We start from the raw sequence: 24,579 nt of genomic DNA, 5'->3' as shown, positions 1-24,579 counted from the left end.
CCTAGACGCAGGGGAGTTCGAGGACGAAGCGGGCGCCGCGCGGGGACGGGGCGACCCGCAGGGTGCCGCCGTGCCGGGTGGCGATGTCGGCCGCGATGGCCAGCCCGAGCCCGCTGCCGCCGGCGTCCCGGCTGCGCGCCTCGTCCAGCCGGGTGAACGGTTCGAAGATCCGCTCGCGGTCCGCGGCCGGCACGCCCGGGCCGTCGTCGCGGACCTCCAGGACGCAGCCGTCCGCCGTCCGCCGGGCCGCCAGCACGATCTCGGACCCGGCGTGCCGCCGGGCGTTGTCCAGCAGGTTCCGGACCAGCCGGTGCAGCCGGATCCGGCTGCCGCGCACCGGCAGCGGCTCCGGGGCGTCCACCCGCAGGACCGGCCGGCCGCCGGTCACCGGCCGCTGCCGGACGGCGAGTTCGCGCACCACGGCGGCGAGGTCGACGACGCTGTTTGGGCCGGCCCCGGCCGGGTGGGCGCCGCGGGCCAGGAACAGCAGGTCCTCGGTGAGGTGCTGGAGCCGCTCGACCGAGGTCAGCGCCTCCTGGGTGGCGGACGGCCAGTCGGTGCGCTCCGGGTGGGCGAGCGAGACCTCCAGGTTGGTGCGCAGCGCCGCGATCGGGCTGCGCAGTTCGTGCGAGGCGTCCGCGACGAACCGCTGCTGCTGGACGGCCGAGCGCTCCAGCCGGTCCAGGGTGGCGTTGGTGGTGGTCGCCATCCGGGCGATCTCGTCCCCGGAGCGGGGGACCGGCACCCGGCGGTCCAGCCGGTGTTCGCCGATCTCGGCGAGTTCCGCGCGGATCGCCTCCACCGGCCGCAGGGCCCGGCTGGCCGCCACCCAGGCGACCAGGGCCACCAGCAGCGCGGCGGCCGGCACGCCGGCCCGGAGCACCGGGTCGATGGTGTGCAGGGCGGCCTCGGCGGCGAACGGGGTGGCCAGCACGTACACGGTGATCGGGCCGAGCGGGGGGTTCGTCGGCCCGGTGGTGTCCGAGACGCGGAAGTACATGCTCCAGCTGCCCATGGCGGTGAAGGTCCGCCCCGAGTAGCGGTTGGCGGCGGCCGGGCCGGCCGGGCCGACGGTGATCCGCCCGCCCGGGGACTGCCAGTCCTCGGGGGCGAGCGGCGGGGCGGCCGGCGGCAGCGGGCCGGCCAGGTGCTGGGTGGCGAGCGGCCCGCCGAGGGTGACCACCCGGCCGTCCTTGTCGAGGACGACGTACGGCATCAGGTCGCTCTCGGGGAGCTGCCGGCCGCGGGTGAAGCCCCGGCTGATCTCCCGCGCCTGGTACTGCGCCTCCGATTCGGCGGCGGCCAGCTGCGCGTCGTACAGGTGGCCGCGCAGCCACCAGGCGCCGACGCCGAGCAGCAGCAGCGCCGCCAGGCCGGCCGCGAGCGAGGTGCGGACCCGGACGGAGAGCCGGGAGCCGGTCCCGCGGGCCATGCTCAGGGCTCCAGCCGGTAGCCGGCGCCGCGCACGGTGGTGATCGAGTGGCGGCCGAACGGCGCGTCCACCTTGCGGCGCAGCATGCTGATGTACACCTCGACGATGGAGTCCTCGCCGTCGAAGGCGATGTCCCAGACCTCGTCCACGATCCGGCGCTTGGACAGCACCTCGCCCGGGTGCCGGGCCAGGAACCGCAGGACGGCGAACTCGCGCTCGGTGAGCGTGACCTCGTCGGTGCCGCGGCCGCAGCGGCGGGCCGCCGGGTCCAGCCAGAGGTCGCCGACCCGCAGCAGCGCGCCGGGCGTCCGGCTGCGCCGGAGCAGGGCGCGCAGCCGGGCCAGGAAGACCAGGTAGGAGAACGGCTTGGTCAGGTAGTCGTCGGCACCGGTGTCCAGCCCCTCGGCCTCGTCGTACTCGCCGTCCTTGGCGGTGAGCATCAGGATCGGGGTGGTGTCGCCGCCCGCGCGCAGCGCCTCGCAGACCTTGTAGCCGTTCAGGCCGGGCAGCATGATGTCGAGCACGATCGCCCGGTACGCGTGACGCTGCGCCAGCCGCAGGCCGGTGAGACCGTCCGGGGCGAGGTCGACGGTGTAGCCCTCGGCCTCCAGGCCGCGCCGGACGGCGGCGGCCACCTGGGCGTCGTCCTCGACCACCAGAATCTCCATGCGGATCAGGATGCCATTCGGGCGCGAAACGTTGCTTAAGCGATCTTCAGCTTTCTCAGCCTCGTTTCAGGCGCCCCGGCGCATGCTCTCGCCGTCCGCCGGCACTTCCCGCCGGCGTCCGACGCGAGAGGGGCTCGCCGATGACCGTCGTCCTCCCGGAGGCCGCGGCGCCGGCTGCGGATACCGGCCCGCTGCGGGTGGTGCCGATACCCGGGCCGGAGCACGTGGCCTGGATCGCTGCCCACGGGGCCGTCAGCTTCCTGCAGTGCCCGTCCTGGGGGCGGGTGAAGGCTGGCTGGCGGTCCGAGAGCCTGGCCTGGACCGGTGCCGGCGGACGGACGGTCGGCACCGCGCTGGTGCTGTACCGGGACGTCCCCGGCCTGGGGCGCAGCTTCGCCTACCTGCCGGAGGGCCCGGTGATCGACTGGGCCGGGCCCGGCCTCGGCCGGTGGCTGGAGCCGCTCGTCGGACTGCTGCGCTCGCGCGGGGTGTTCACGGTGCGGCTGGGCCCGCCGCTGGACCTGCGGGTCTGGGAGGCGGGGACGGTCCGGGCGGCCGTCCGGGCGGGGGGCGCCGCCGACCTGCGGGACGTGCTCCCGGACGCCGTCGACCCGGTCGGCACGATGGCCCGGGAGCGGCTGCGGGCGCTCGGCTGGGAGCCGGCCGGGCGGGACACCCAGCCCCGGTTCACCTTCCGGCTGCCCCTCGCCGGGCGTGAACCCGAGGGCCTGTGGGAGGGGTTGAGCCCGGAGTGGCGGCGGAACATCCGCCGCTCGCGGGCGGCCGGGGTGTCGGTCGCCGAGGGGTCCTTCGCGGACCTGGAGTGCTTCCACGCGCTGGTCGCGGAGACGCAGCTGCGCGGTGACTTCGACCTCGGGCGCGGACTCGGCTACTACCAGCGGCAGTTCACCGAGCTGAACCGTGAACTGCCCGGCCGGATGCGGTTGTTCCTCGCCCGGTACGGCGGCGAGGTGCTGGCCGCGCACAACCTCGTCACGGCCGGCCGGCGGGCCTGGTACCTGACCGGCGGCTCGGCTTCGCACGAGCGGTGGGTGCGGCCGAGCAACGCCCTGCAGTGGGCGATGATCCGGGCCGCGCACGGGCTCGGCGCCGAGGTGTACGACCTGCGGGGCGTGCAGCCGTCGCTGGACCCGGCCGCGCCGGGCCACGGGCTGCTGCGCTGGAAGCTCGGCACCGGCGGCCGGGTGGTGGAGGGCGCCGGCGAGTGGGAGATCGCGGTGAACCGTCCGCTGCACAAGGCGTTCCGGCGCTACCTCGCCCGGCGGCAGGGGTGAGTCGTTTGAGGGCAACTCTGCCTGAGAATAAGGGAGTTGTGGTCGACGGGGGGAGGCCGCCCGTGCTGCGACCAAGCCACCGCCGGCCGCGCCGACGGCTCCCGGCCGGCCTGGTGATGGCCGCCGGCACCGTCGTCTCCCGGGCCACCGGCTTCGTCCGGGCCGCCCTGGTCCTCGCCGTCCTCGGCTCCGGACTGCTCGCCGACGGCTACAACGTCGCCAACACCGTGCCCAACATCCTCTTCGTGCTGCTGATCGGCGGCGCGCTGAACACCGCGCTGGTGCCGCACCTGGTGAAGGCCGCGCGGGAGTCGGAGGACGGCGGCGCCGCGCACGTCGACCGGCTGGTCAGCCTGCTGGTGGTGGCGCTGGCCGGCATCACGGCGGTGGTCGTCCCGGCCGCGCCGCTGATCGTGCGCGCCTACACCTCGTACGGCGGTGCGCAGTTGCACCGCACGGTGCTGCTGGCGTACCTGTGTCTGCCGCAGGTGTTCTGCTACGGCCTGTTCACCGTGCTCGGCCAGGTGCTCAACGCCCGGAAGCGGTTCGCGCCGATGGCCTGGGCGCCGGTGCTCAACAACCTGGTGGTGATCGCCGTCTTCGGCTCGATGCTGGGGACGCGCAGCCTCTCGGACACCCGGCTGATGGTGCTGGGCGCCGGCACCACGCTCGGCGTGGTCGTCCAGAGCGCCGTCCTGCTGCCCTGCCTGCGGGCGGCCGGGGTGCGGCTGCGCCCGCGCCGGGACTGGCGCGAGGCGGGCCTCGGCGAGCCGCTGCGGGCCGCCGGCTGGACGCTGCTGCTGGTGCTCACCGACCAGCTCGGCTACTGGGTGGTGACCCGGCTCGCCACCTCGGTCGGCGAGCGGGCCGAGGCGGCGGGCGTCGTCGGCGGCGTCGGCTACACCGCGTACAGCAGTGCCTACCTGCTCTGGATCGTGCCGCACGGGGTGATGACGGTCTCGCTGGTGACGGCCGTCCTCCCGGGCATGAGCGCGGCGGCGGCCGCGGGCTCGGTGGCCGAGGTGCGGGCACTGGCGTCCCGGGCGCTGCGGACCGTCGCCGTCGTCACCGTCCCGGCCGCGGCCGGACTCGTCGTGCTGGCACCACGGTTGGCGGCCGTCGCGTTCGGGCACGGGAAGGCAGGGGAGGCGGATGTGCGGGCGATCGGGTGGATGCTGACGGCCTTCGCGCCGGGGCTGGTGCTGTACTCGGCGGCGTACGCGCTCACCCGGGTGTTCTACGCGATGCGGGACAGCCGGACGCCGTTCCTGCTCAACCTGCTGCCGGTGACGGCCGCGGCCGCGGGCTCGCTGCTCTGCTACGGGTGCCTGCCGCTGCGCTGGGCGGTGACCGGGATGGCGGCCTGCTACGGCGGCTCCTTCCTGCTGGCGGCCGGCGGGGCGGCGGCGCTGCTGCGGCGCCGGCTGGGCGGGCTGGACGCGGCGCGGATCCTGGGCACCCACGCCCGGATCGTGGCGGCCGCCCTGCCGGCGGGCGCGGCGGCCTGGGCGGCGGCGCGGCTCGTGGACGGGGCGTGGGCCGGGCTGGCGGTCGGCGGGGCGGTGCTGGCCGTGGTGTTCCTGGTGCTCGGGCGGCTGCTGCGGGTGGAGGAGCTGTCGGTGCTGACGGCGCGCCTGCGGCGGCGCTGAGCCGCGGGCGCGCCGTCGGCGCCTGCGCTCACAGGCCGGCGACGAGCTCCGGCAGTTTGCGCATGTCGTCGAAGACGACCGTCCCCGGGCCCTCCAGCAGTGCGGCGGCGGTCAGGCCGCCGGCGTAGCCGAGGGCGCGCATCCCCGCCGCCCGGGCGGCCTGGACGCCGGGGCGGCTGTCCTCGACCACCACGCAGGCGGCCGGGTCGACGCCCATCCGCTCGGCGGTGTGCAGGAAGAGGTCCGGCGCGGGCTTGCCGTGGGCGACCTCGGTGGCGCTGAAGATGCGGCCGGCGAAGTGCTCGTAGAGCCCGGTCCGGCCGAGGGTGTGGCGCATCTTCTCGTGCGAGCCGCTGGAAGCGACGCACGTCGGCAGGTCGATCCCGGCCAGCGCCTCGGGCAGCCCCTCGACGGCCTCCAGCCGGGTGTCCACCTCCACCCGGTGGAGCTGCTCGAAGCGCTCCCACCACACCGCCGCCGTCTCCGCGCCGAGCCGCTCCGCGATCTGCGCGCCGATCGACGCCTGGGACCGGCCGATGAACCGGGCGACGACCTCCTCCTCGGTGAGCGGCCAGCCCAACTCCGCCCCCAGCGCGACCTGGACGCGCAGCGCGATGCGTTCACTGTCGACCAGCACGCCGTCGCAGTCGAAAATCACGAGTTCCACCGGCTTGATCATCCGGCCATTCAACCGCAGGCCCCGCTCGCAGCGGCGGGAACCCGGAGACCGGCCACGCTCTAGGGTCGTCGGCATGAGTGAGATTCAGAACGGGGCCCCGTCCGTCCGCGTGCTGCTCGCGGAGGACCAGGGCATGGTCCGGGAGGCGCTGGCCGCCCTGCTCGGGCTGGAGGGGGACATCGACGTCGTCGCACAGGTGGGCCGGGGCGACGAGGTGGTCGCGGCGGCGGCCGCCCACGACGTGCAGGTCGCGGTGCTGGACATCGAGATGCCCGGGATGACCGGCATCGAGGCGGCGGCGCTGCTGCGCAGGGAGCGGCCGCAGACCAAGGTGGTCATCGCGACCACCTTCGGCCGGCCCGGCTACCTGCGGCGGGCGATGGAGTCGGGGGCGGACGCCTTCCTGGTGAAGGACGCCCCGGCGTCCGAGCTGGCCGAGGCGATCCGCCGGGTGCTGCGCGGCGAGCGGGTGATCGACCCGGTGCTGGCCGCCGCCGCACTCGCCGAGGGGGCGAACCCGCTGACCGCCCGCGAGCGGGACGTGCTGGCGGCCGTCGCCGACGGCGCCGTGAACGCGGACATCGCCCGGCGGCTGCACCTCTCCGAGGGGACGGTGCGCAACTACCTGTCGATGGCGATCCAGAAGACCGAGGCCCGCAACCGCACCGAGGCGGTCCGGATCGCCCGGGAGAAGGGCTGGCTGTAGGGGCTGTCCGCCGGACAACCCCTGGGGGCTGTCCGGCGGATCCTGCCGGGCCCGGGCGTCGGGCCCACCGCCCGCGGCGGGCCTCAGTTCAGCCGGTGTCGCGCCGCCCGGGCGTCCTGGCGGACCCGGGCGGCCGCGTCCGGGTCGAAGGCGTCCAGGATCTCCGCGTACGCGTCCATCTCCGCCGAGCCGCCGAGGAAGTCGCCGGTGCGGACCAGCAGCTCCGCCCGTTCCAGCCGCAGCTGGGCCGGGTGGCGGGGGAGGAGCAGGGCGAGTTCGGTGGCCCAGAGCTGGGTGCGGGCGTGCTCGGGGCGGTCGGCGGCCCAGACCCGGATGTTGCCGAGCACCCGGTGCACGACGTCCAGGGGCTGCGCGGGCGTCAGCAGCCGGGGGCTGAAGGCGTGCCCGGCGCGCTCGACCAGGGCCTCCGCGTCCTCCTGGTCGAGCAGCCGGCCGCCGTGGAACGGGTCGGCGAGGACGTACTCCTCGCCGCCGCCCGGCCCGCCGACCGCGACGATGAAGTGGCCCGGCAGGGCGACGCCGTGCACGGTCAGCCCGGCCCGCCGGCCGACGGCCATCCACACCAGCGAGAGCAGGATCGGCAGCCCGCGCCGCCGCCGCAGCACCTCCGGCAGCAGCGAGGACTCGAGCCGCCGGTAGTCGGACTGCCGCCCGTGGAACCGCTCGCGCCCGCCCAGGACGGCGGCCAGCAGCGCGGCGGTCTCCTCCGGCCCGGCCGGCGCGCGCTCGGCGACGGCCTGCCGGACGGCGGAGGCGTGCCGCTCCAGCGCGGCCTCGCAGGCGGCCAGCAGCGCGTCCAGGGTGGGCGGTTCCCGGTGGTCGCCGGGGTCCGGGGCGGGGCTGTGCTCGGCGGCGGCGAGCAGACAGAGCAGCACCGGATCGGGATGCTCGGCCCGGGCCTCGGTCCGGAAGCGTGCTCGGCTCTGTTCGGTCACGGTGGCTGCGACGGCTTTCGTGGGAACGGGCGGATCGGGGGCGGCTGGCGCGGGGCGCCCTACTCCTGGGGGAGACGGGCGTAGTGGTAAGTGTGACTGGTCGTGAAGCCGAGGCCGTCGTAGAGCGCGACCGCACCGTCGTTCTCCGCCTCGACCTGGAGGTACGCGCCGGTGGCGCCCTCCTCGGCGGCCCGGGCGGCGAGCACCGCCATCACCGTGGTGGCCAGGCCGGCCCGGCGCGCGTGGGGGGCGACCTCGATCGCGCCGAAGCAGGCCCAGGGTCCGTCGATGACGCAGCGTCCGATCGCCAGCGGCGGCCGGCCGGGGGCGCCCGGCACGGTGGCGAACCACACCGACGGGCCGCCGTGGAGGACCAGGGCCGCCGCCTCCTCCACCGCCGGGTCGTCGGTCACCCGTCGGTACAGCGACATCCAGTCGGGGCCGGCCGTCCGGGACAGCCGGACGCGGTCGTGACCGGTGCCGAGCCGGGCCAGCGCTCCCAGGGCGGCGACCCGCACCAGGGTCGGCGAGTACACCGCGCCCAGCCGGTCCAGCTCCGCCCGCAGCGCCTCCGGGGAGCCGGGCGTGCTGACCTCCACCCAGGCCGGCAGCCCGCGCGCCGCGTACCACCGGCGCACCGTGGCGAGCGCCTCGGCGAGCGGCAGTCCGGGACCGCCGAGGGCCTGCACCGAGTTGGCTCGCCGGGTGAAGCCGGCCGAGGCGCGCAGCGTCCACTCGCCGAGCGGCTCCTGCTCGACGGCGGGCCAGCCGCGCGCGGCGGTCCGCTGCAGCTCCACCGGCGACACGCCCGGGAGCGGGGCGCGTCGGGCCGGGAACGGCGGCACCACCTTGCCCGCGACCAGCAGCTTTTCGTCGAAGGAGACCGGACTGCCGCTGCGCGGGACGACCGTCAGCCCATGATCGTCCCAGGATGTGAGCACGCCGATCACATCGCGGAACACCGGGCGGCCGTCGGCGAACTCCGCGACACGCCGGACGGAGACCCTGCGCCCCACGTCAGAGCGGTCTATCCGGACCTCCGGACGGTCCTCGACCGGTCCTCCAGCCGCCATCTGGGCACCTCCTGTGCATTTGCGGTCTCCGACCCGCGATACTAGGGGCGGGCATCGACGACGCCGCGCTCACCCGCGCACGCGAGCAGAACAGAATGGGCCACCAAGGCCCTTCCGAGGAGGAACGACAGCGTGACCTACGTCATCGCGCAGCCTTGTGTCGACGTCAAGGACAAGGCATGCATCGAAGAGTGCCCGGTTGACTGCATCTACGAGGGCGAGCGATCGCTCTACATCCACCCGGATGAGTGTGTCGACTGTGGCGCTTGCGAGCCGGTCTGCCCGGTCGAGGCGATCTTCTACGAGGACGACACTCCCGAGGAGTGGAAGGACTACTACAAGGCGAACGTCGAGTTCTTCGACGACCTCGGTTCGCCCGGTGGTGCCTCGAAGCTCGGCCTGATCGAGCGCGACCACCCGTTCATCGCCGCTCTGCCGCCGCAGAACGCCGACCACTGACCGATCGGTGGCAACTGAGCTGTGAGTAGCAACGACAGCACGCACGCGCCGTTCCCGGGCCACCCGGGGGCGGCGCGCCGCGTTTCCGACCTCCTGCCGGTCTTCCCCTGGGACAAGCTGGAGCCGTTCAAGAGGACCGCGCTCGCCCACCCGGGCGGGCTGTGCGACTTCTCGGTGGGCACCCCGGTCGACCCGGTCCCCGAGGTGATCCAGAAGGCGCTGGCCGCCGCCACCGACACGCCCGGGTACCCGACCGTCTGGGGCCCGGCGGAGCTGCGCGAGGCGATCGCCGGCTGGCTGCACCGCCGGGTCGGCGCCGAGATCGGCCCGCAGGCCGTCCTGCCGACCGTCGGCTCCAAGGAGCTGGTGGCCTGGCTGCCGACCCAGCTCGGCCTCGGCCCGGGCGACCAGGTGGCCTACCCGCGCCTCGCCTACCCGACCTACGAGGTGGGCGCGCGGCTCTGCGGCGCCGAGCCGGTCGAGTACGACTCGGTGGACGAGCTGGACGGCTCGCGGGTGCGCCTGCTCTGGGTCAACTCGCCGTCCAACCCGACCGGCCGGGTGCTCGGCAGGGACGAGCTGCGCCGCGCGGTGGCGTGGGCCCGGGAGCACCGGGTGCTGCTGGTCAGCGACGAGTGCTACCTGGAACTGGGCTGGGAGGCCGACCCGGTCTCGGTCCTGCACCCGGACGTCTGCGGCGGCCCGGCCGACGGACGGCAGCACGAGGGCCTGCTGGCCGTCCACTCCCTCTCCAAGCGCTCCAACCTGGCCGGCTACCGCGCCTCCTTCGTGGCGGGCGACCCGGTGGTGGTCAAGGAACTGCTGGAGGTGCGCAAGCACGGCGGCATGATCGTCCCGGCGCCGGTCCAGGCGGCGACGGTCGCGGCGCTCGCGGACGACGCGCACGTGGCCGAGCAGCGCGGGCGGTACGCGGCGCGGCGCTCGGCGCTGCGGGCGGCGCTGGAGGCGTACGGCTTCCGGATCGAGCACTCGGAGGCGAGCCTGTACCTCTGGGCGACCCAGGACCGGCCGTGCTGGGAGACGGTGGCCGAACTCGCGGAGCTGGGCATCCTGGTGGCGCCCGGTGACTTCTACGGGCCGGCCGGCGAGCGGTTCGTCCGGGTCGCGTTCACGGCGACGGACGAGCGGGTCGCGGCGGCCGTGGAGCGGCTGCGCGGCTGAGCCCGCGGTCTGCACGGCGGAGGGCCGGTGTCCGGGACGGGACACCGGCCCTCCGCATTGCTGCTGCGGGGTGCCTGCGCGGCGGCGCTGCTCGACGGTGCGGCTGTGCGGTGCTGCTTCGCCGTGCTGCTGCGCGGTGCGGCTGTGCGGTGCCGCTGCGCGCTGCGGCGGGAGGGTCAGCCGATCGGCAGGCCGCCGAGGCCGCCGCCGCCGATGGCGCCCAGCAGGCCGGTGATCGGGGAGAGCCCGGACAGCGGGGAGTTCGGGCCCAGGTCGGCGCCGCCGAGGCGGTTGGCCGAGCCGTGCTCGGCCAGGCCCAGCACGTCGGCGCCGGGCAGGGCGGAGGTGGCCTCGGCCGGCAGCGCGCGGCCCAGTGCGCCGAGCGGCAGCGCGTCGGTGACGGCGTTGGTGCCGGGGACGGCGCCGGCGAGCGAACCGGCACCGGGCAGGTTCTGGGTCAGGCCGGCGGTCTGGGAGAGCCCGCCGACCGGGTTGGCGCCGGCACCCGCGCTGCGGCCGGCCGCGCCGTGGCCGCCGGTGACGGCATCGCCGAGCTTGCCGGCCAGTGCGGCGGCGACCTTCGGGGTGATGGCGGAGAGCTGGCCGGTGGTGGCGGCGGTCTTGTCGACCGGGGCGGTCAGCGAGCCGGCCTTCTCGTTCGCCTCGGGGAGCTGCTGGGCGACGATGTTGCCGGTGGCGTCGGCGGTGGCCGGAACGCCCGCGGCGACGGTGGCGGCGCCGGTGTCCCCGGCGGCCCGGCCCAGCTCGTGGGTGGTGTGCTGCAGGGTGGAACCCGCGTCGGTGTTGGTCAGCTGGCCCAGCGGGGCGGCCAGGTCGGACTTGGGCAGCAGGGCGTCGGCGGCGGACGCGGAGCCGGCCGCGACCAGCGGGGTCGCGCCGGCCGCCACGAGCAGCGCAGCCTGGGCGATCCGGCGCGTGAGGGGGTGAGACATGGGGCTCCTCGAAGGGTCTGGGTCCGTCCCGTCCGCCGGGCGGACGAGGGTATTACCGCTTGAGAAGCCAGAAGGTTTCGGCCGGAGCAAGGAAGCGGACCGGCCGACGATCTGATCGTATGTCCGGTGTCGGGCCGGGTCGGCGGTCCCTGTCGTGGGGCGGAGGTCCGGTGCGCCAAGGGAGAGACGGTTCTGCACCCCGGCTCGCCGCAACCGGCCGACCGTCCAGTGGAGTTGACCGCAACCACCCGTTCGGCGGCCACCCGGACACCAGTGCGTCAACGCGCCGCGACGCACCGCCCGGAACAGGTGCCGGGGGTGAGCTCAGGCCTTGGTCAGGCTCAGGCTCAGGCCTCGGTGAGGCTCAGGCCTTGGCCAGCGAGACCAGCACCAGCTTCGTCGAGGTGCCGGTCGGCTGCGGCTTCCAGCCGTCCTCGGACTTGGCCTTGCGCCAGATCTTCCCGTCGTAGGCGACCGTCTCGATGCCCAGCTGCTGGGCCTGGGTCACCGCCCAGTGGGCCACCGCCCAGCCGTTCTGCCGCTCGGCGTCCGGTCCGGCGTCGGTGCTGGCGGCCGGGTCCGGGGTGAGCGAGACGGCGTTCTCGGCGCCCTTGACCGACGAGGTGTACCCGGTGGCGGGCGTCACCGTGCGGCCGAACTCGCGGCGCACCCGGTCGCCCAGCACCTGCGCCCGGTCCGGCTTGGCGGCCGGGGAGGCGGAGGCCGTGGCGGGGGCGGCGGCCGGGTCGGTCGCCGCCGCCGAGGCGGCCGCGTCGTCGCTCTCCGGCGCGGCGAAGTCGTGCACCACGCAGGTGAGCGAGGCCGGCTCGCGGCCGGTCAGCGCGGAGGCCAGCAGCGTCGCCTTGGTCTCGTGCTTGGCGTACGCCTGCGGGTAGCCGCTCTTCTGCACCTGCTGGGCCGCGTCGGTGAGCGGCAGCCGGGTGTAGCCGGGGACCTTGACCAGCCCGTCCAGGAACTTGTTGGTCGCGTAGACCGGGTCCATGATCTGCTGCACCGTGCCCCAGCCCTGGGAGGGCCGCTGCTGGAACAGACCGACCGAGTCCCGGTCGCCGCCGGCCAGGTTGCGGATCTTCGACTCCTGCATCGCCGTCGCCAGCGTGATGGTCACCGCCCGGTCGGGCAGACCACGGGCGTGCGCCACGGCGGCGATCGTCGCCGCGTTGGCCGCCTGCGGGACCTCCAGCGTGCCCTCGCCGGCCGGGGTCTTCACCGAGCAGCCCTCGGCGGTCAACAGCTTCTGGTCGCGCAGCCAGAACAGGCCCGCCGCGACGACCGCGAGCACCAGCAGCCCGATCAGCACCAGGCGCAACGGCCTGCGGCGCCGCCTGGGCGTCGCGTCGCCGCCCCTGCCGCCGCTCTTCCTCCTGCCGGCCACCGCCGCCCCTCTCCACCGTGATCCTGCCCCGACACCGTACCCACTCGGACGGATGTGCGGCGCAAGCGGTTCTGTGATTCGCCCTTCGCCGCCGGGCGCTCGGACCCGGCGCCGACGCTCATCGCTTCGTCGCGCCCTCCTTCGTCGGTTGCTCCCGCGCTCCCTCGCTTTCGGCACCGGCGCGCCCTTCGGCTCAGGGCGGGTGGGTGATTCGCCCTTCGCCGCCGGGCGCTCGGACCCGGCGCCGACGCTCAGGGCGGGCGGGCGATTCACCCGCCGCCGGGTCCGCGCGGACTAGGCTCACCACCATGAGCAGCCCGAACACGCCCCTGGACCTCACCCTCGACGGCGGCGCGCTGACCGCCCGGCTCGTCGACTTCCCGTCGGTCAGCGGCGACGAGCAGGCGCTCGCCGACGCCGTGGAGGCCGCCCTGCGCGGCTACCCCCACCTCACCGTCGACCGGCACGGCAACAATGTGGTCGCCCGGACCGGCCTCGGCCGCTCCGAGCGCGTCCTGCTCGCCGGCCACCTGGACACCGTGCCGATCGCCGACAACCTGCCGTCCTACGTCGAGGGCGACCTGCTCTACGGCTGCGGCACCTCGGACATGAAGTCCGGCGTGGCCGTCCAGCTCCGGCTGGCCGCCACCCTGACCGAGCCCAACCGGGACCTCACCTTCGTCTTCTACGACTGCGAGGAGGTGGAGGCCCACCGCAACGGCCTCGGCCACCTCGCCACGGAGCACCCGGACTGGCTGGCCGCCGACTTCGCGGTGCTGATGGAGCCCAGCGGCGCCGTCGTCGAGGGCGGTTGCCAGGGCACCCTGCGGGTGCAGGTCCGGCTCACCGGCGTGCGCGCCCACGCGGCCCGCAGCTGGCTCGGCGACAACGCCATCCACCACGCCGGCGAGGTGCTCACCCGGCTCGCGACGTACGAGCCGCGCCAGGTCGAGATCGACGGCCTGGAGTACCGCGAGGGCCTCAACGCGGTGCGCATCGACGGCGGTGTGGCCGGCAACGTCATCCCGGACGAGTGCGTGGTGACGGTCAACTTCCGCTACGCCCCCGACCGCAGCGAGGCGGACGCGGAGAAGCACGTCCGCGAGGTCTTCGACGGCTTCGAGGTGACCGTCACCGACTCCGCGCCGGGCGCGCTGCCCGGCCTCGACCGGCCCGCCGCGCAGGCCTTCCTGGCCGCGACCGGCGGCGTCGCCCGGGCCAAGTTCGGCTGGACCGACGTCGCCCGGTTCAGCGCGCTCGGCGTCCCCGCGGTCAACTACGGCCCCGGCGACCCGAACCTCGCGCACAAGCGGGACGAGCACTGCTCGCTCGCCGCGATCGCCGAGACCGAGGCGCGGCTGCGCGCCTGGCTGACGGCCTGATCCCGGCGGACGCCGCGGCGGGGCGGCCGGGGGAGAGGGGGCCGAGCGCCATCTTCCGGTCGCCCAACCGACCTTTCGGCGTTGCCTGAAAACGGGGATCAACGGGCGTAGGGTTTCGTCATGACAGGCACTGGAGACGAAAAGCACTACGGTCACGGTCCCGAGCGGGTGGGCGAGCCGCGCCCGAAGAAGGCCTGGCCCGAGAAGCAGAAGGGCCCGGTGCTGGTGCGCCGGGACCAGGTCGGCACGAGCACCACGGACCAGCGCCTGCTGGACACCACCGGCCCCACCGACTGGCTGCACACCGACCCGTGGCGGGTGCTGCGGATCACCTCCGAGTTCGTCGAGGGCTTCGGCGCGCTGGCCGAACTCCCTCCCGCGATCAGCGTCTTCGGCTCGGCCCGGACCCCGGTCGACTCGCCCGAGTACGCGGCCGGCGTGGCCATCGGCCGGGCGCTGGCCGAGGCCGGCTACGCGGTGATCACCGGCGGCGGTCCGGGGGCGATGGAGGCGGCCAACCGCGGCGCCTCGGACGCCGGGGGCCTGAGCGTCGGCCTCGGCATCGAGCTGCCCTTCGAGCAGGGGCTCAACGAGTTCGTCGACCTCGGGCTGAACTTCCGTTACTTCTTCGTCCGCAAGACGATGTTCGTGAAGTACGCCCAGGGCTTCGTCGTGCTGCCCGGCGGCCTCGGCACGCTGGACGAGCTGTTCGAGGCGCTCACCCTGGTGCAGACGAAGAAGGTCACCCGCTTCCCGGTGATCCTCTTCGGCAGCGAGTACTGGGGCGGCCTGGTCGACTGGCTGAAGAACACCCTGGTCGCGCAGGGCAAGGCGGCCCCGCACGACCTGGAGCTGTTCCACATCACCGACGAGATCGACGAGGTCATGAAGATCCTCGCCGACGCCCGTCGGCCGGTGAACGAGATCTAGGAAGACCCGGGGGTCCCGGGCCGGTTCAGGCCAGCCCCCGGCGGGCGACCGCCGGGGGGCGGGTGCCCCGGATCGAGGCGACCATGTCGAGCACCTGCCGGGTCTCCGCGACCTGGTGCACCCGGTAGACCTGCGCGCCGAGCCAGGCCGAGACCGCGGTGGTCGCCAGCGTGCCGAGCAGCCGCTCGTCCACCGGCTTGTCCAGGGTCTCCCCGACGAAGTCCTTGTTGGAGAGCGAGACCAGCACCGGGAACCCGGTCGCGGTCATCTCCGGCAGCCGCCGGGTCGCCTCCAGCGAGTGCCGGGTGTTCTTGCCGAAGTCGTGCCCCGGGTCGATGATCACCGCGTCCCGCCGCACGCCCAGCCGTACCGCCCGCTCGGCGAGCCCGACGGTCACCCGCAGGATGTCCGCCATCACGTCCTCGTACCCGACCCGGTGCGGCCGGGTGCGCGGCTCGGCGCCGCCCGCGTGGGTGCAGACCAGGCCGGCGTCGTGCCGCGCGGCCACCTCGGCGAGCTTCGGGTCCACCCCGCCCCAGGCGTCGTTCAGCAGGTCCGCGCCGGCCTCGCAGACCGCCTCGCCGACCTCGTGCCGCCAGGTGTCCACGCTGATCACGGCCTCCGGGTGGCGCTTGCGCAGCTCCGCCACGAACGGCACGGTGCGCCGCAGCTCCTCCTCGACGGTGACCTCGTCGCCCGGCCCGGCCTTCACCCCGCCGATGTCCAGGATCGCGGCGCCCTCGGCCATCGCCCGGTCGGCGGCGGCGAACGCGGCCTCGTCGGCGAAGGTGGCGCCCTTGTCGAAGAACGAGTCCGGAGTCCGGTTGACGATCGCCATGATCACCAGCTCGTCGTCACCGAATTCCCGTGGTCCCAGGCGCAGTGCCACCGATGTCTCCTCCACAGCTGCTGCGGGTGCGATGATGGCCCCCGGTCTCTCGGGAACCATGATCCCACCAGGACGGAGGCCGGCCGGGATGTCGGGAGGACAGCACGTGTTCTGGGTGATCGTGGTGGCCATGGCCGTGGTGGTCGGCGGCGCCGCGCTGGTGGCGCTGGGCGGGGGCGGCTCGCTGCCGGAGGCGGTTCACGACCGGATCGCCGCGCGGCTGCCGCAGGACCGGCCGCTGAGCCAGGACGACGTGGACGGGATCCGGCTGCCGATGGCCGTCCGCGGCTACCGGATGGACGAGGTGGACGACGTCCTCGACCGGCTGGGCGCCGAGCTCGCCTACCGGGACGCGCGGATCGCCGAGCTGGAGGCCGCGGCGACGGTGCACGGCGCGATCGAGGCCGGCGGCGGCCCGGTTGCCGGCGCCGAACCGCTCCCCGGCCTGGAGGAGTTCGCCAAGGTGGTCGAGCCCGCGAACCTCACCAAGCAGCCCGGGGGCGCCGGGCAGCCCGAGGACGCCGAGCCGGCGGCGGGCGCCGAGCGGGCGGTGGACCAGTGAGCGCCGGCGGCGCCGTGACCGGCCCGGACGGCCTGCGCCGTTGCGGCTGGGGCGACTCCACGGACGACTACCGGGTCTACCACGACACCGAGTGGGGCCGTCCGGTGCACGGCGACGACGCGCTGTTCGAGCGGGTCTGCCTGGAGGCCTTCCAGTCCGGGCTGTCCTGGCTCACCATCCTGCGCCGCCGCGAGGGCTTCCGGGCCGCGTTCGCCGGCTTCGAGATCGCCAAGGTCGCCGAGTTCGGCCCGGCGGACGTCGAGCGGCTGCTCGGCGACGCCGGCATCATCCGCAACCGCGCCAAGATCGAGGCCGCCGTGGCCAACGCCAAGGTCGCCCGCGACCTCGACGGCGGCCTGGACGCGCTGATCTGGCAGCACGCGGGCGACCCGGACCGGCCGGCCCCCCGCAGCCTGGACGAGGTGCCGGCCGTCACGCCCGAGTCGACGGCGCTGGCGAAGGCGCTCAAGAAGGCGGGCTTCCGCTTCGTCGGCCCGACCACCGCGTACGCGCTGATGCAGGCCTGCGGCCTGGTGGACGACCACCTGGCGGACTGCCACGTCCGCGCCGCCCTCGGCCGGGTCTAGGCGGCCCGAGGCCTAGGCGGCCCCGGGCGACGCCCGGGAGCCCCCAGCGGCCGCTCAGCGGCCGAGGTACTTCGGCTTCTCCTTGGCGATGAACGCGCGGACCGCGATCCGGTGGTCCTCGCTCGCGCCCGCCAGCGTCTGCAGCTCGTCCTCCTTGTCGAGCAGCTCGTCCAGCGAGTGCGAGGCGCCGTACGCCAGGGACTCCTTGATGGCGCCGTACGCCACCGTCGGGCCCTCGGCCAGCTCCTTGGCGAAGACCCGCGCGGTGGCGGCCAGCTCCGCGAGCGGGACCACCTTGGTGGCCAGGCCCAGTTCCATCGCCTCGGTGGCCTTCACGGTGCGCGGCAGCATCAGCAGCTCGGTCGCCTTGGCGTGCCCGACCAGCCGCGGCAGCGTCCAGGAGGCGCCCGAGTCGGCGGTCAGCGCGATCCCGGCGAACGCGGTGTTGAAGCCGGCGGTGTCCGCGACGATCCGGAAGTCGCAGGCGAAGGCCAGCGAGGCGCCAGCGCCCGCGGCCACGCCGCCGACCGCCGCCACCGTCGGCTTGCGCATCCCGGCCAGCGCCCGCAGCAGCGGGTTGTAGTGCTCGGCGACGGTCTTCAGCGCGCCCTCGCCGGTCTCCTCGGCCCGCTTGAGCAGGCCCAGGTGCTCCTTGAGGTCCTGCCCGACGCAGAACGCCCGCTCGCCGGCCCCGGTCAGCAGCACCGCCCGCACCGCCGGGTCCCCGGCCGCGGCGGCCACGGTGTCGCGCAGGGCCACCTTGGTCGCGGTGTCCAGGGCGTTCATCGCCTCCGGACGGTTGATGGTGATGACGGCCAGGCCGCCGTCCAGCTCGTACAGCACGGAATCGGACATGGGCGAGGGGACTCCCTTGTGTGATCGTCACGGGTCGGTCGTGTGTCAGGATGCCGGAGCGCACGGCCGGGTGGGGAGTGTGAGGTATCGCACCTTCCGGTGGCGTACGCACCTGCGCCGCGCCGGGGCTTCTGGCGGGAAATGTGCCGGTTGGGGCCGGTCCGGCCCTGGTTGCGCCGAGAGTGATGTTGGTCATCAGGCCGTGGCATGCGGGATAATGGCTTCCGATCAATGCGTTCGATACCGGCGGTGGACGGACTGCCGGTGCGTAGCTGAGCGGTTGCAGGAAGGGGAACGAGCATGGCGGCCATGAAGCCGCGGACGGGTGACGGCCCGCTCGAAGTCACCAAAGAGGGGCGGGGCATCATCATGCGCGTTCCGCTCGAAGGCGGCGGACGCCTCGTGGTGGAGCTCACGCCTGACGAGGCCGACGCCCTCGGCGAGGCCCTGAAGAAGGCCTGCGGCTGACCGCAGCGGGTGCTCGCCATCTCCTGGAGATGTGCTGCCGGGCCCGGGTACGACGATCTCGTCGACCCGGGCTCTGTGGTTTCCGGGACCGCCCGGGATCACCCCGGGACCGCCCGGGACCACCCTGGGGCCGCCCCGGGACCACCCTGGGGCCGCCCCGGGCCCGCCCGCTACCGCTTCACGGCGCAGAGCAGCCCGTCCGAGACCGGCAGCAGCGCCGGCAGCAGCGCCTCGCTCTCCCGGACGTCGCGGACCAGGTCGCGCACCGCCTGGGTCTGCGGGTCCTGCTGCTCCGGCTCGGCCAGCCGGCCCTCCTGGAAGACGCCCTCGAAGCAGACCATCCCGCCCGGCCGCAGCAGCCGCAGCGACTCCGCCAGGTACTCCCGGGACTCCGCCGGGTCCCCGTCGCAGAACACCAGGTCGTACTGGCCGTCCGCGAGCCGGGGCAGCACCTCCAGGGCCCGCCCCGGTATGAACCGCGACCGGTTGGCGGCGAACCCGGCCGCCTGGTACGCCTCCCGGGCCAGCTGCTGGTGCACCGGCTCGGAGTCCACCGTGGTGAGCACGCCGTCCGGCCGCATCCCGCGCAGCAGGTAGACCCCGGAGACGCCCGTCCCGGTGCCGATCTCGGCCACCGCCTTGGCGTCCAGTGCCGCCGCGAGCAGGCGCAGGCAGGCGCCGCCGCTGGGGCCGATCGCCTTGATGCCGGTCCGCGCGGACTGCGCCCGGGCGTAGGTCAGCACCGCGTCCTCGCCGACGTAGGTGTCGGCGAGGGCCGCGCGCGCGGGCCCGAACTCGCTGATGGCTGCCTCTTTCGGAGCCCCGGGCGGCGGCCCGGCGCGGAGCGGATGTCGAAGCGGATGTCGATATTTCCTGCCACAGATTACTGGCCGACCGGGAACCGCGTACGGCGGCGGGCCGTTGGGTGGAGCAGGGACCGGGTGAGCCGGTACCCCGGGCCGGTGGTCCGGGCCCGGTGCACCCGGGCCGGGCCTGCGGAGGCCCGACGCACGGGGGCTTGACGGCCCCGGCACTTTTATCCGGGCTTGACGGGTGAGGTGGATATGGTGGTGGCCCTGCTGGGCAGAAGAGCCGACCGAGGAGGTGTGGCCGAGGGCGACGTCCCTGTGCGGCGGCACATCCGCGGCACCACGTCGGCCCGTACGCCGAAGCCCGTGATGAACCAGCCTGCGCACTCCCCCCTGGACCAGCCGGCCGCCGGGTCGCCGGCCACCGGTACCACCGAGGCCCCCGCCGCCCTCGCGAGCTTCGCCGAGGGTCCCGACGCGCAGACCTGGACTCCGCCCACGTGGGAGGAGATCGTCGAGGCCCACAGTGCCCGCGTCTACCGCCTCGCCTACCGCCTGACGGGCAACCAGCACGACGCCGAGGACCTCACCCAGGAGGTCTTCGTCCGGGTGTTCCGCTCGCTGTCCACCTACACCCCCGGCACGTTCGAGGGCTGGCTGCACCGGATCACCACCAACCTCTTCCTGGACATGGTCCGCCGCCGCCAGCGGATCCGCTTCGACGCGCTCGGCGACGACGCGGCCGAGCGCCTGGCCAGCCGCGAGCCCAGCCCGGCCCAGGTCTTCAGCGACACCCACTTCGACGCCGACGTCCAGCAGGCGCTGGACACCCTCGCCCCGGAGTTCCGCGCCGCCGTGGTGCTCTGCGACATCGAGGGCCTCTCCTACGAGGAGATCGCGGCCACGCTCGGCGTCAAGCTCGGCACTGTCCGCAGCCGGATCCACCGCGGCCGCTCGCACCTGCGCGCCGCGCTCAAGCACCGCGCGCCCGGCGCGGCCCCCGGCCGCGAGCGCCGGGGCGGCTCCGAGGAGCCGGTGCCGGTCGGCGCCGCCGTCGGCGAGGCCACCGGCGCGCCCGGCGGGCGCGGACGGAGGCGATCGTGAGCGGAACCGGCCGGTCCGGGCCGGGCGGGCCGGACGCGGTCGGCAAGGCCGCCGCCCGCCGGAGCGGCTGGCCCCAGCTGGGCCGCCGCGGCCAGGACGGGCCCGACGCGGTCCTGCCGCCCGCCGCCGCCCTGCCGGGCGAGGCCGCGCTGCGCGCGGTCGCGGTCCGGCCCACCGAACCCGCCGCCGAGGAGCACCACCTCGGGGAGCGGCTCTCCGCCTTCGTCGACGGCGAACTCGGCCACGACTCGCGCGACCGCGTCCAGGCCCACCTGGCGACCTGCCCGCAGTGCCTCGCCGAGGCCGACGAGGGCCGCGCCGTGAAGCACCTGCTGACCCGCACCGACACCCCCGGCCCGTCCTCGGCGCTGATGGCCCGGCTGATGGCCGTCGGGGCCCTGCCGGACGAGCTGCCGGACGACCGTCCCCGGTCGGCGGACCGGCCGCGCCGGGACGACGACGACCTGCCCGGCGGCGGCCTCCCCGCCGCCGGGGGCACGCTCGGCGGCAGCCGGCTGAACGGCGGCTCCTTCGGCCGCGGCGCCGGCGCCTCCTTCGGCGCGGGTGCGCTCGGCGCCGACGCGCCGGTGCCGGGCATCGACCCGCGGGCCTTCGGGCGTGGCGGCTCGGTGCTGCGCCCGCTGATGGGCCGCCGGTCCGGCCGGCCCGAGGCCGCCGCCCGGCCGGAGCCCGCCGCGGCCGCTTCCGCTCCGGCGGCTCCCGCCGTCGTCCGGCAGGCCCCGCCGCGCGGGCGCCGCTTCGTCTTCGCCGCCGCCGGGGCCTTCTCGGTGGCCGCGGTGACGCTGGGCGGGGTCGGCGGCTTCACCGCGCAGGGCGAGGACCAGCACGGGACGTCGGTCAGCCCGGTCGGCGACACCGGCCGCGGCGGCGGGCTGGTCCCGATGAACGCCCAGGTCCCGGTCGACTTCCCGGTCCGCCCGGTGGCCGCCACCCGCAGCGCGAACCCGCCGCAGTCCCTGCCGGACGGCGCCGCACCGGACGGCGCCGCACCGAACGTCGCCGCACCGAACGTCGCCGTGCCGGACCGCGTACCCAGCTCCGGCCTCGCCGGGCTGCACCACGAGACCCGGTAGCGCACTCCGGCCCCTCGGGCCACGGCCATCGGCAGGTCTTCACCACGGCTTCATCACATCGTGGGGCCGGGACCGGCCGGTGGCCATTACGCTGTAGGAACCGGTCCGACGAGCTAGGGAGCACAGGTGTTCAGCGACGTAGGCGGGCTGGAGGTCCTGACCCTGGTCATCATGGCCATCGTCATCTTCGGTCCGGACAAGCTGCCGAAGCTGATCCAGGACTCCATGGGCTTCATCCGGAAGATCCGGTCCTTCGCCGACAACGCGAAGGAGGACATCCGCAGCGAGCTCGGCCCGGAGTTCAAGGACTTCGAGTTCGAGGACCTCCACCCGAAGACGTTCGTCCGCAAGCAGCTGATGGGCGGCCAGGAGGACCCGCTGGGCCTCAAGGACATGCGGGACGGCCTGGACATCCGCTCGGTGCTGGACGACAAGCCCCCGGTGAACGGCCACGGCCGCACCGGCACGGTCAGCATGGACAAGTCCGCTGCCCCCGCCGCGGCGGCCGCCTCCGCCGGCACGCCGCTCCAGCCCGGCGAGCGTCCCCCGTTCGACCCCGACGCGACCTGACGCGCTGACGCGGTGACCCGCCCCGGGGGCGGAGTTCGCCGCCGCGTCACCCCCCGCGCCTCCGGGCGGCCACGCACCCGCCCGACGACGCCACCGCCCCGCCCGGCCGCCCGGCTGAGCGGGGCGGCGGCGTTCACGCCGCTATTGTGCTGATTGTCCCGCTGTGCCGTCTGTCACTTCCGGTCCCTTCTTGGGCCGAAGACGCCCGGTGGGGACGCCGCGGTACGCCACCATGGGAGCGCGCTGCGGCAGGCAAACGTGCGTTGAGGAGGACCGGGGATGGACGCGACGAGTCATGCGGTGGGGACGGCCACGGCCGGTGGCCGGGTGGTCGGCGGCCAGGCCGGCCCGGCGGACCCGCTGGTGCCCTATCTGTCCGCGGACTTCCCCTGGTACGGCCTGGACGACGGCTGGACCGGCCGCCGCTACCTGATGCAGGCCGGCGCCGGCGGCCCGCGCACCGGCGCGCCCGGCAGCGTCGACTACGGCACCCTCGGCCACGGCGAGGAACCGGCCCGCCAGTACGAGCCGCGCGACATGCGGCGGTTCGCCGTCGTCGTCACCGTCGCCCGCCGGGACAGCCGGCGCAGCGCCGACAACACCGGCACCCTGGAGGCGACCTCCGCCTCCTCGGCCGCCTGGCTGGCCGGCTCGGGCCTGCTCGCGGCCACCTGGCCGGGCCAGCTCGACCGCGCGCTGCGCCAGGACTGGCTGGACCAGCAGTCGTCCCTCGCCTGGGACCTCGCCGACGACCTGGCCGGCCCCGGCTGGTCCACGCTGAGCCTCCCCGTCAACGGCCTCCCGCAGCCCTTCCGCTACCGCGAGTCCGAGTACGGCTGGGTCCTCGCCGGCGAGGCCCCCGGCGTCCTCCTCGGCGCCTACGGTCGCGGCGTCAGCGCCTACGGCACCGGCTTCTCCACCGTCCCCGACCTGGCCGCCTACACCCGACCGTAGCGCCCCCGGGCACGCGAAGGGGGCCGGACGCAGCGCGCCCGGCCCCCTTCGGGTGCCGATCTTCAGGTGCCGGTCAGAACTTGTTCTTCGGCGTCAGCCCCAGGGAGAGGCCGGAGAGGCCGCGCTGGCGGCCGCCGAGCTTGCCGGCGACGGCGCGCAGGGCGGCGCCGGCCGGGGAGTCGGGGGCGGCCAGGACGACCGGGCGGCCGTCGTCGCCGCCCTCGCGCAGGCGGACGTCGATCGGGATCGAGCCCAGCACCGGGACGGTGGCGCCGACGGTCCGGGTGAGCGCGTCGGCGACGGTCTGGCCGCCGCCGGTGCCGAACACGTCGATCATCTCGTCGCAGTGCGGGCAGGGCATGCCGGACATGTTCTCGATCACGCCGACGATCTTCTGGTGGGTCTGCACCGCGATCGTGCCGGCCCGCTCGGCCACCTCGGCGGCGGCCATCTGCGGGGTGGTGACGATCAGGATCTCCGCGTTGGGGACCAGCTGGGCCACCGAGATCGCGATGTCGCCGGTGCCGGGCGGCAGGTCCAGCAGCAGGACGTCGAGGTCGCCCCACCAGACGTCGGCGAGGAACTGCTGCAGCGCGCGGTGCAGCATCGGGCCGCGCCAGACCACCGGGGCGTTGCCCGGGGTGAACATGCCGATCGAGATGACCTTCACGCCGTTCGCCTGCGGCGGCATGATCATGTCCTGGACCTGGGTGGGCCGGCCCTCGACGCCCAGCATCCGCGGCACGCTGTGGCCGTAGATGTCGGCGTCGACCACGGCCACCTTCAGGCCGTCCGCGGCCATCGCGGCGGCGAGGTTGACCGTCACCGAGGACTTGCCGACGCCGCCCTTGCCGGACGCGACCGCGTAGACGCGGGTCAGCGTGCCGGGCTTGGCGAACGGGATCTCCCGCTCGGGGGCGCCGCCGCGCAGCAGCTGGGAGAGCTCCTTGCGCTGCTCGTCGCTCATCACGTCGAGCTCCACCTCGACGCCGGTGACGCCCGGCACCCGGCCGACCGCTTCGCGGACCCGGGTGACGATGGTGTCCCGCATCGGGCAGCCGGAGACGGTCAGGTAGACCGCGACACGCACGGCCCCGCCCTCGGCGATCTCGACCGATTTCACCATGCCGATCTCGGTGATCGGGCGGTTGATCTCCGGGTCGTTGACGGTCGCCAGCGCCTGGCGTACGGACTCCTCCGTGACGCCGGCCGCGACCTCTGTCTCGTTGGCCATGCCTTGATGGTACGGCGCCGGGCGTACCGCTTAACCCGTCGGTAGCGTGCCGCCGGTCACAGCACCTCGGAGGTCTCCCGGCGCTCGTCGATCTCCTTGAGCAGCGACTGGAGTTCGGAGCGGATGCCGCTCAGCTCGGAGGCGATGAAGGCACGGGTGGCGACCTCGCCCAGGCCCTGGCGCAGCGACGCGACCTCGCGGGTGAGGTACTCGGTGTCGGCGATGTTCCGGTCGCTGCGGGCCCGGTCCTGCTCCATGTTGACCCGGTCCCGGTTGTCCTGCCGGTTCTGCGCCAGCAGGATCAGCGGTGCCGCGTACGAGGCCTGGAGCGAGAGCATCAGGGTGAGGAAGATGAACGGGTAGTCGTCGAAGTGGACGGAGTCCGGCAGCAGGGTGTTCCAGCCGACCCAGACGATGACCACCACCGTCATCCAGACGATGAACCGCCCGGTGCCGAGGAAGCGGGCGATCCGTTCGGAGAGCTTGCCGAAGGCCTCCGGGTCGTAGGTCGGCAGGTTGATCAGGCCGGGGCGGGTGGTGCGCGGCTGGTCCAGCCGGGCGCGGGCGGGGGCGGTGCCGGCGGGCTCGGTGCGCCGGTCGCGGCCGCCCTCGCGGGCGCGCACTTCGCGCAGCCGGCGCAGCTCCTTCAGCTCGCCCTGCAGCCGCTGGCGGGGGGACTCGTCCCGGCGGCCC

General features: G+C 74.9%; 25 protein-coding genes and 1 pseudogene. 14 read left to right on the top strand and 12 right to left on the bottom strand.

What is annotated here, in order from left to right:
* Window position 1: 1 nt before the first annotated feature.
* The gene (locus ABZ885_RS01910; RefSeq protein ID WP_360182131.1) at window positions 2-1,432 is read right to left on the bottom strand and encodes a HAMP domain-containing sensor histidine kinase; all 1,431 of its coding nucleotides are present in this window, start codon (window positions 1,430-1,432) and stop codon (window positions 2-4) included.
* A gap of 2 nt (window positions 1,433-1,434) precedes the next feature.
* The gene (locus tag ABZ885_RS01905) at window positions 1,435-2,100 is read right to left on the bottom strand and encodes a response regulator transcription factor (RefSeq protein ID WP_360182128.1); all 666 of its coding nucleotides are present in this window, start codon (window positions 2,098-2,100) and stop codon (window positions 1,435-1,437) included.
* Between the two features lie 140 nt (window positions 2,101-2,240).
* Here ABZ885_RS01905 and ABZ885_RS01900 point away from each other — a divergent pair, with 140 nt between their 5' ends.
* Both ABZ885_RS01900 and murJ read left to right on the top strand, forming a co-directional pair.
* Window positions 2,241-3,395, top strand: coding sequence for a peptidoglycan bridge formation glycyltransferase FemA/FemB family protein (locus tag ABZ885_RS01900; protein ID WP_360182125.1), 1,155 nt, complete (start codon window positions 2,241-2,243; stop codon window positions 3,393-3,395).
* Window positions 3,396-3,457: 62 nt separating this feature from the next.
* Entirely contained in the window at window positions 3,458-5,044 is a 1,587-nt protein-coding gene (gene murJ / locus ABZ885_RS01895; protein ID WP_360182122.1) for a murein biosynthesis integral membrane protein MurJ, read from the top strand.
* A gap of 28 nt (window positions 5,045-5,072) precedes the next feature.
* Here murJ and ABZ885_RS01890 read toward each other — a convergent pair whose 3' ends face one another.
* Window positions 5,073-5,723 carry an HAD family hydrolase gene (locus ABZ885_RS01890; RefSeq protein ID WP_360182119.1) on the bottom strand — a complete coding sequence of 217 codons (651 nt, stop codon included), beginning with the start codon at window positions 5,721-5,723 and terminating at the stop codon, window positions 5,073-5,075.
* 73 nt (window positions 5,724-5,796) lie between these two features.
* On the opposite strand from ABZ885_RS01890, the gene ABZ885_RS01885 reads away from it, so the two are divergent.
* On the top strand, window positions 5,797-6,429 hold the full coding sequence (locus ABZ885_RS01885; RefSeq protein ID WP_360182116.1) for a response regulator transcription factor: 633 nt from the start codon (window positions 5,797-5,799) through the stop codon (window positions 6,427-6,429).
* 83 nt (window positions 6,430-6,512) lie between these two features.
* Here the strand turns inward: ABZ885_RS01885 and ABZ885_RS01880 are convergent, their stop codons facing one another.
* A complete protein-coding gene (locus ABZ885_RS01880) occupies window positions 6,513-7,385 on the bottom strand; it encodes a transglutaminase-like domain-containing protein (RefSeq protein ID WP_360182113.1) in 873 nt (290 codons plus the stop codon).
* A gap of 59 nt (window positions 7,386-7,444) precedes the next feature.
* Window positions 7,445-8,458: a GNAT family N-acetyltransferase gene (locus ABZ885_RS01875; protein ID WP_360182110.1), complete on the bottom strand. Its 1,014-nt coding sequence runs from the start codon at window positions 8,456-8,458 to the stop codon at window positions 7,445-7,447.
* Window positions 8,459-8,590: 132 nt separating this feature from the next.
* On the opposite strand from ABZ885_RS01875, the gene fdxA reads away from it, so the two are divergent.
* Window positions 8,591-8,917, top strand: a complete 327-nt coding sequence (gene fdxA, locus ABZ885_RS01870) for a ferredoxin (RefSeq protein ID WP_030061559.1) — start codon at window positions 8,591-8,593, stop codon at window positions 8,915-8,917.
* 21 nt (window positions 8,918-8,938) lie between these two features.
* Entirely contained in the window at window positions 8,939-10,099 is a 1,161-nt protein-coding gene (gene dapC, locus ABZ885_RS01865) for a succinyldiaminopimelate transaminase (RefSeq protein ID WP_360182107.1), read from the top strand.
* 836 nt (window positions 10,100-10,935) lie between these two features.
* Here dapC and ABZ885_RS01860 read toward each other — a convergent pair.
* Both ABZ885_RS01860 and ABZ885_RS01855 read right to left on the bottom strand, forming a co-directional pair.
* Window positions 10,936-11,052, bottom strand: a pseudogene (locus ABZ885_RS01860) (ATP-binding protein); the annotation flags it as partial.
* A gap of 364 nt (window positions 11,053-11,416) precedes the next feature.
* A complete protein-coding gene (locus tag ABZ885_RS01855; RefSeq protein ID WP_360182104.1) occupies window positions 11,417-12,448 on the bottom strand; it encodes a hypothetical protein in 1,032 nt (343 codons plus the stop codon).
* Between the two features lie 308 nt (window positions 12,449-12,756).
* On the opposite strand from ABZ885_RS01855, the gene dapE reads away from it, so the two are divergent.
* The gene (gene dapE / locus ABZ885_RS01850; protein WP_360182101.1) at window positions 12,757-13,830 is read left to right on the top strand and encodes a succinyl-diaminopimelate desuccinylase; all 1,074 of its coding nucleotides are present in this window, start codon (window positions 12,757-12,759) and stop codon (window positions 13,828-13,830) included.
* Between the two features lie 120 nt (window positions 13,831-13,950).
* Complete coding sequence (locus tag ABZ885_RS01845) at window positions 13,951-14,760, top strand: TIGR00730 family Rossman fold protein (protein ID WP_360182098.1); 810 nt, start codon at window positions 13,951-13,953, stop codon at window positions 14,758-14,760.
* 25 nt (window positions 14,761-14,785) lie between these two features.
* Here ABZ885_RS01845 and folP read toward each other — a convergent pair whose 3' ends face one another.
* A complete protein-coding gene (gene folP / locus ABZ885_RS01840; RefSeq protein WP_360182164.1) occupies window positions 14,786-15,598 on the bottom strand; it encodes a dihydropteroate synthase in 813 nt (270 codons plus the stop codon).
* 139 nt (window positions 15,599-15,737) lie between these two features.
* On the opposite strand from folP, the gene ABZ885_RS01835 reads away from it, so the two are divergent.
* Together ABZ885_RS01835 and ABZ885_RS01830 are read left to right on the top strand one after the other, a co-directional pair.
* Window positions 15,738-16,211 (top strand): DivIVA domain-containing protein, encoded by a 474-nt coding sequence (locus tag ABZ885_RS01835; protein ID WP_360182095.1) that lies wholly within the window; start codon window positions 15,738-15,740, stop codon window positions 16,209-16,211.
* Window positions 16,208-16,798: a DNA-3-methyladenine glycosylase I gene (locus ABZ885_RS01830; protein WP_360182092.1), complete on the top strand. Its 591-nt coding sequence runs from the start codon at window positions 16,208-16,210 to the stop codon at window positions 16,796-16,798. The genes ABZ885_RS01835 and ABZ885_RS01830 overlap by 4 nt, the downstream gene beginning before the upstream one ends.
* Window positions 16,799-16,852: 54 nt before the next feature.
* On the opposite strand, the gene ABZ885_RS01825 is transcribed toward ABZ885_RS01830, so the two are convergent.
* On the bottom strand, window positions 16,853-17,653 hold the full coding sequence (locus ABZ885_RS01825; RefSeq protein WP_360182089.1) for an enoyl-CoA hydratase-related protein: 801 nt from the start codon (window positions 17,651-17,653) through the stop codon (window positions 16,853-16,855).
* Between the two features lie 300 nt (window positions 17,654-17,953).
* Between ABZ885_RS01825 and ABZ885_RS01820 the strand changes: the two genes are divergently transcribed.
* Entirely contained in the window at window positions 17,954-18,121 is a 168-nt protein-coding gene (locus ABZ885_RS01820; protein WP_014137929.1) for a DUF3117 domain-containing protein, read from the top strand.
* A gap of 170 nt (window positions 18,122-18,291) precedes the next feature.
* On the opposite strand, the gene ABZ885_RS01815 is transcribed toward ABZ885_RS01820, so the two are convergent.
* Complete coding sequence (locus ABZ885_RS01815) at window positions 18,292-18,924, bottom strand: O-methyltransferase (RefSeq protein ID WP_360182161.1); 633 nt, start codon at window positions 18,922-18,924, stop codon at window positions 18,292-18,294.
* A 261-nt stretch (window positions 18,925-19,185) separates the two neighbouring features.
* On the opposite strand from ABZ885_RS01815, the gene sigE reads away from it, so the two are divergent.
* The 4 genes from sigE (at window position 19,186) to ABZ885_RS01795 (ending at window position 22,652) form a co-directional block, all read left to right on the top strand.
* On the top strand, window positions 19,186-20,034 hold the full coding sequence (gene sigE, locus ABZ885_RS01810) for an RNA polymerase sigma factor SigE (protein WP_360182158.1): 849 nt from the start codon (window positions 19,186-19,188) through the stop codon (window positions 20,032-20,034).
* On the top strand, window positions 20,031-21,128 hold the full coding sequence (locus ABZ885_RS01805; protein ID WP_360182086.1) for a zf-HC2 domain-containing protein: 1,098 nt from the start codon (window positions 20,031-20,033) through the stop codon (window positions 21,126-21,128). Before sigE ends, ABZ885_RS01805 begins: the two co-directional genes overlap by 4 nt.
* 126 nt (window positions 21,129-21,254) lie before the next feature.
* The gene (locus tag ABZ885_RS01800; protein ID WP_360182083.1) at window positions 21,255-21,698 is read left to right on the top strand and encodes a sec-independent translocase; all 444 of its coding nucleotides are present in this window, start codon (window positions 21,255-21,257) and stop codon (window positions 21,696-21,698) included.
* A 279-nt stretch (window positions 21,699-21,977) separates the two neighbouring features.
* Window positions 21,978-22,652, top strand: a complete 675-nt coding sequence (locus ABZ885_RS01795) for a hypothetical protein (protein ID WP_360182080.1) — start codon at window positions 21,978-21,980, stop codon at window positions 22,650-22,652.
* Between the two features lie 73 nt (window positions 22,653-22,725).
* On the opposite strand, the gene ABZ885_RS01790 is transcribed toward ABZ885_RS01795, so the two are convergent.
* Window positions 22,726-23,886, bottom strand: a complete 1,161-nt coding sequence (locus tag ABZ885_RS01790) for an Mrp/NBP35 family ATP-binding protein (protein ID WP_360182077.1) — start codon at window positions 23,884-23,886, stop codon at window positions 22,726-22,728.
* Between the two features lie 56 nt (window positions 23,887-23,942).
* Window positions 23,943-24,509, bottom strand: a complete 567-nt coding sequence (locus ABZ885_RS01785; protein ID WP_360182155.1) for a DUF1003 domain-containing protein — start codon at window positions 24,507-24,509, stop codon at window positions 23,943-23,945.
* Between the last annotated feature and the right edge of the window lie 70 nt (window positions 24,510-24,579).

The organism is Kitasatospora sp. NPDC047058 (assembly GCF_040643935.1).
Classification (GTDB): Bacteria; Actinomycetota; Actinomycetes; order Streptomycetales; family Streptomycetaceae; genus Kitasatospora.
The sequence above is the reverse complement of the archived record's forward strand: the minus strand, read 5'-3'. Positions and strand labels throughout refer to the sequence as shown.

Excerpts from the sequence above, each read along its gene's own strand:
- ABZ885_RS01835 (WP_360182095.1), top strand. The coding sequence starts at position 15,738 with ATGTCGGGAGGACAGCACGTGTTCTGGGTGATCGTGGTGGCCATGGCC.
- ABZ885_RS01825 (WP_360182089.1), bottom strand. The coding sequence starts at position 17,653 with ATGTCCGATTCCGTGCTGTACGAGCTGGACGGCGGCCTGGCCGTCATC.
- ABZ885_RS01885 (WP_360182116.1), top strand. The coding sequence starts at position 5,797 with ATGAGTGAGATTCAGAACGGGGCCCCGTCCGTCCGCGTGCTGCTCGCG.
- ABZ885_RS01900 (WP_360182125.1), top strand. The coding sequence starts at position 2,241 with ATGACCGTCGTCCTCCCGGAGGCCGCGGCGCCGGCTGCGGATACCGGC.
- ABZ885_RS01910 (WP_360182131.1), bottom strand. The coding sequence starts at position 1,432 with ATGGCCCGCGGGACCGGCTCCCGGCTCTCCGTCCGGGTCCGCACCTCG.
- ABZ885_RS01875 (WP_360182110.1), bottom strand. The coding sequence starts at position 8,458 with ATGGCGGCTGGAGGACCGGTCGAGGACCGTCCGGAGGTCCGGATAGAC.
- folP (WP_360182164.1), bottom strand. The coding sequence starts at position 15,598 with ATGGCGATCGTCAACCGGACTCCGGACTCGTTCTTCGACAAGGGCGCC.
- dapE (WP_360182101.1), top strand. The coding sequence starts at position 12,757 with ATGAGCAGCCCGAACACGCCCCTGGACCTCACCCTCGACGGCGGCGCG.
- ABZ885_RS01790 (WP_360182077.1), bottom strand. The coding sequence starts at position 23,886 with ATGGCCAACGAGACAGAGGTCGCGGCCGGCGTCACGGAGGAGTCCGTA.
- ABZ885_RS01820 (WP_014137929.1), top strand. The coding sequence starts at position 17,954 with ATGGCGGCCATGAAGCCGCGGACGGGTGACGGCCCGCTCGAAGTCACC.
- ABZ885_RS01845 (WP_360182098.1), top strand. The coding sequence starts at position 13,951 with ATGACAGGCACTGGAGACGAAAAGCACTACGGTCACGGTCCCGAGCGG.
- ABZ885_RS01890 (WP_360182119.1), bottom strand. The coding sequence starts at position 5,723 with ATGATCAAGCCGGTGGAACTCGTGATTTTCGACTGCGACGGCGTGCTG.
- ABZ885_RS01795 (WP_360182080.1), top strand. The coding sequence starts at position 21,978 with ATGGACGCGACGAGTCATGCGGTGGGGACGGCCACGGCCGGTGGCCGG.
- ABZ885_RS01905 (WP_360182128.1), bottom strand. The coding sequence starts at position 2,100 with ATGGAGATTCTGGTGGTCGAGGACGACGCCCAGGTGGCCGCCGCCGTC.
- sigE (WP_360182158.1), top strand. The coding sequence starts at position 19,186 with ATGGTGGTGGCCCTGCTGGGCAGAAGAGCCGACCGAGGAGGTGTGGCC.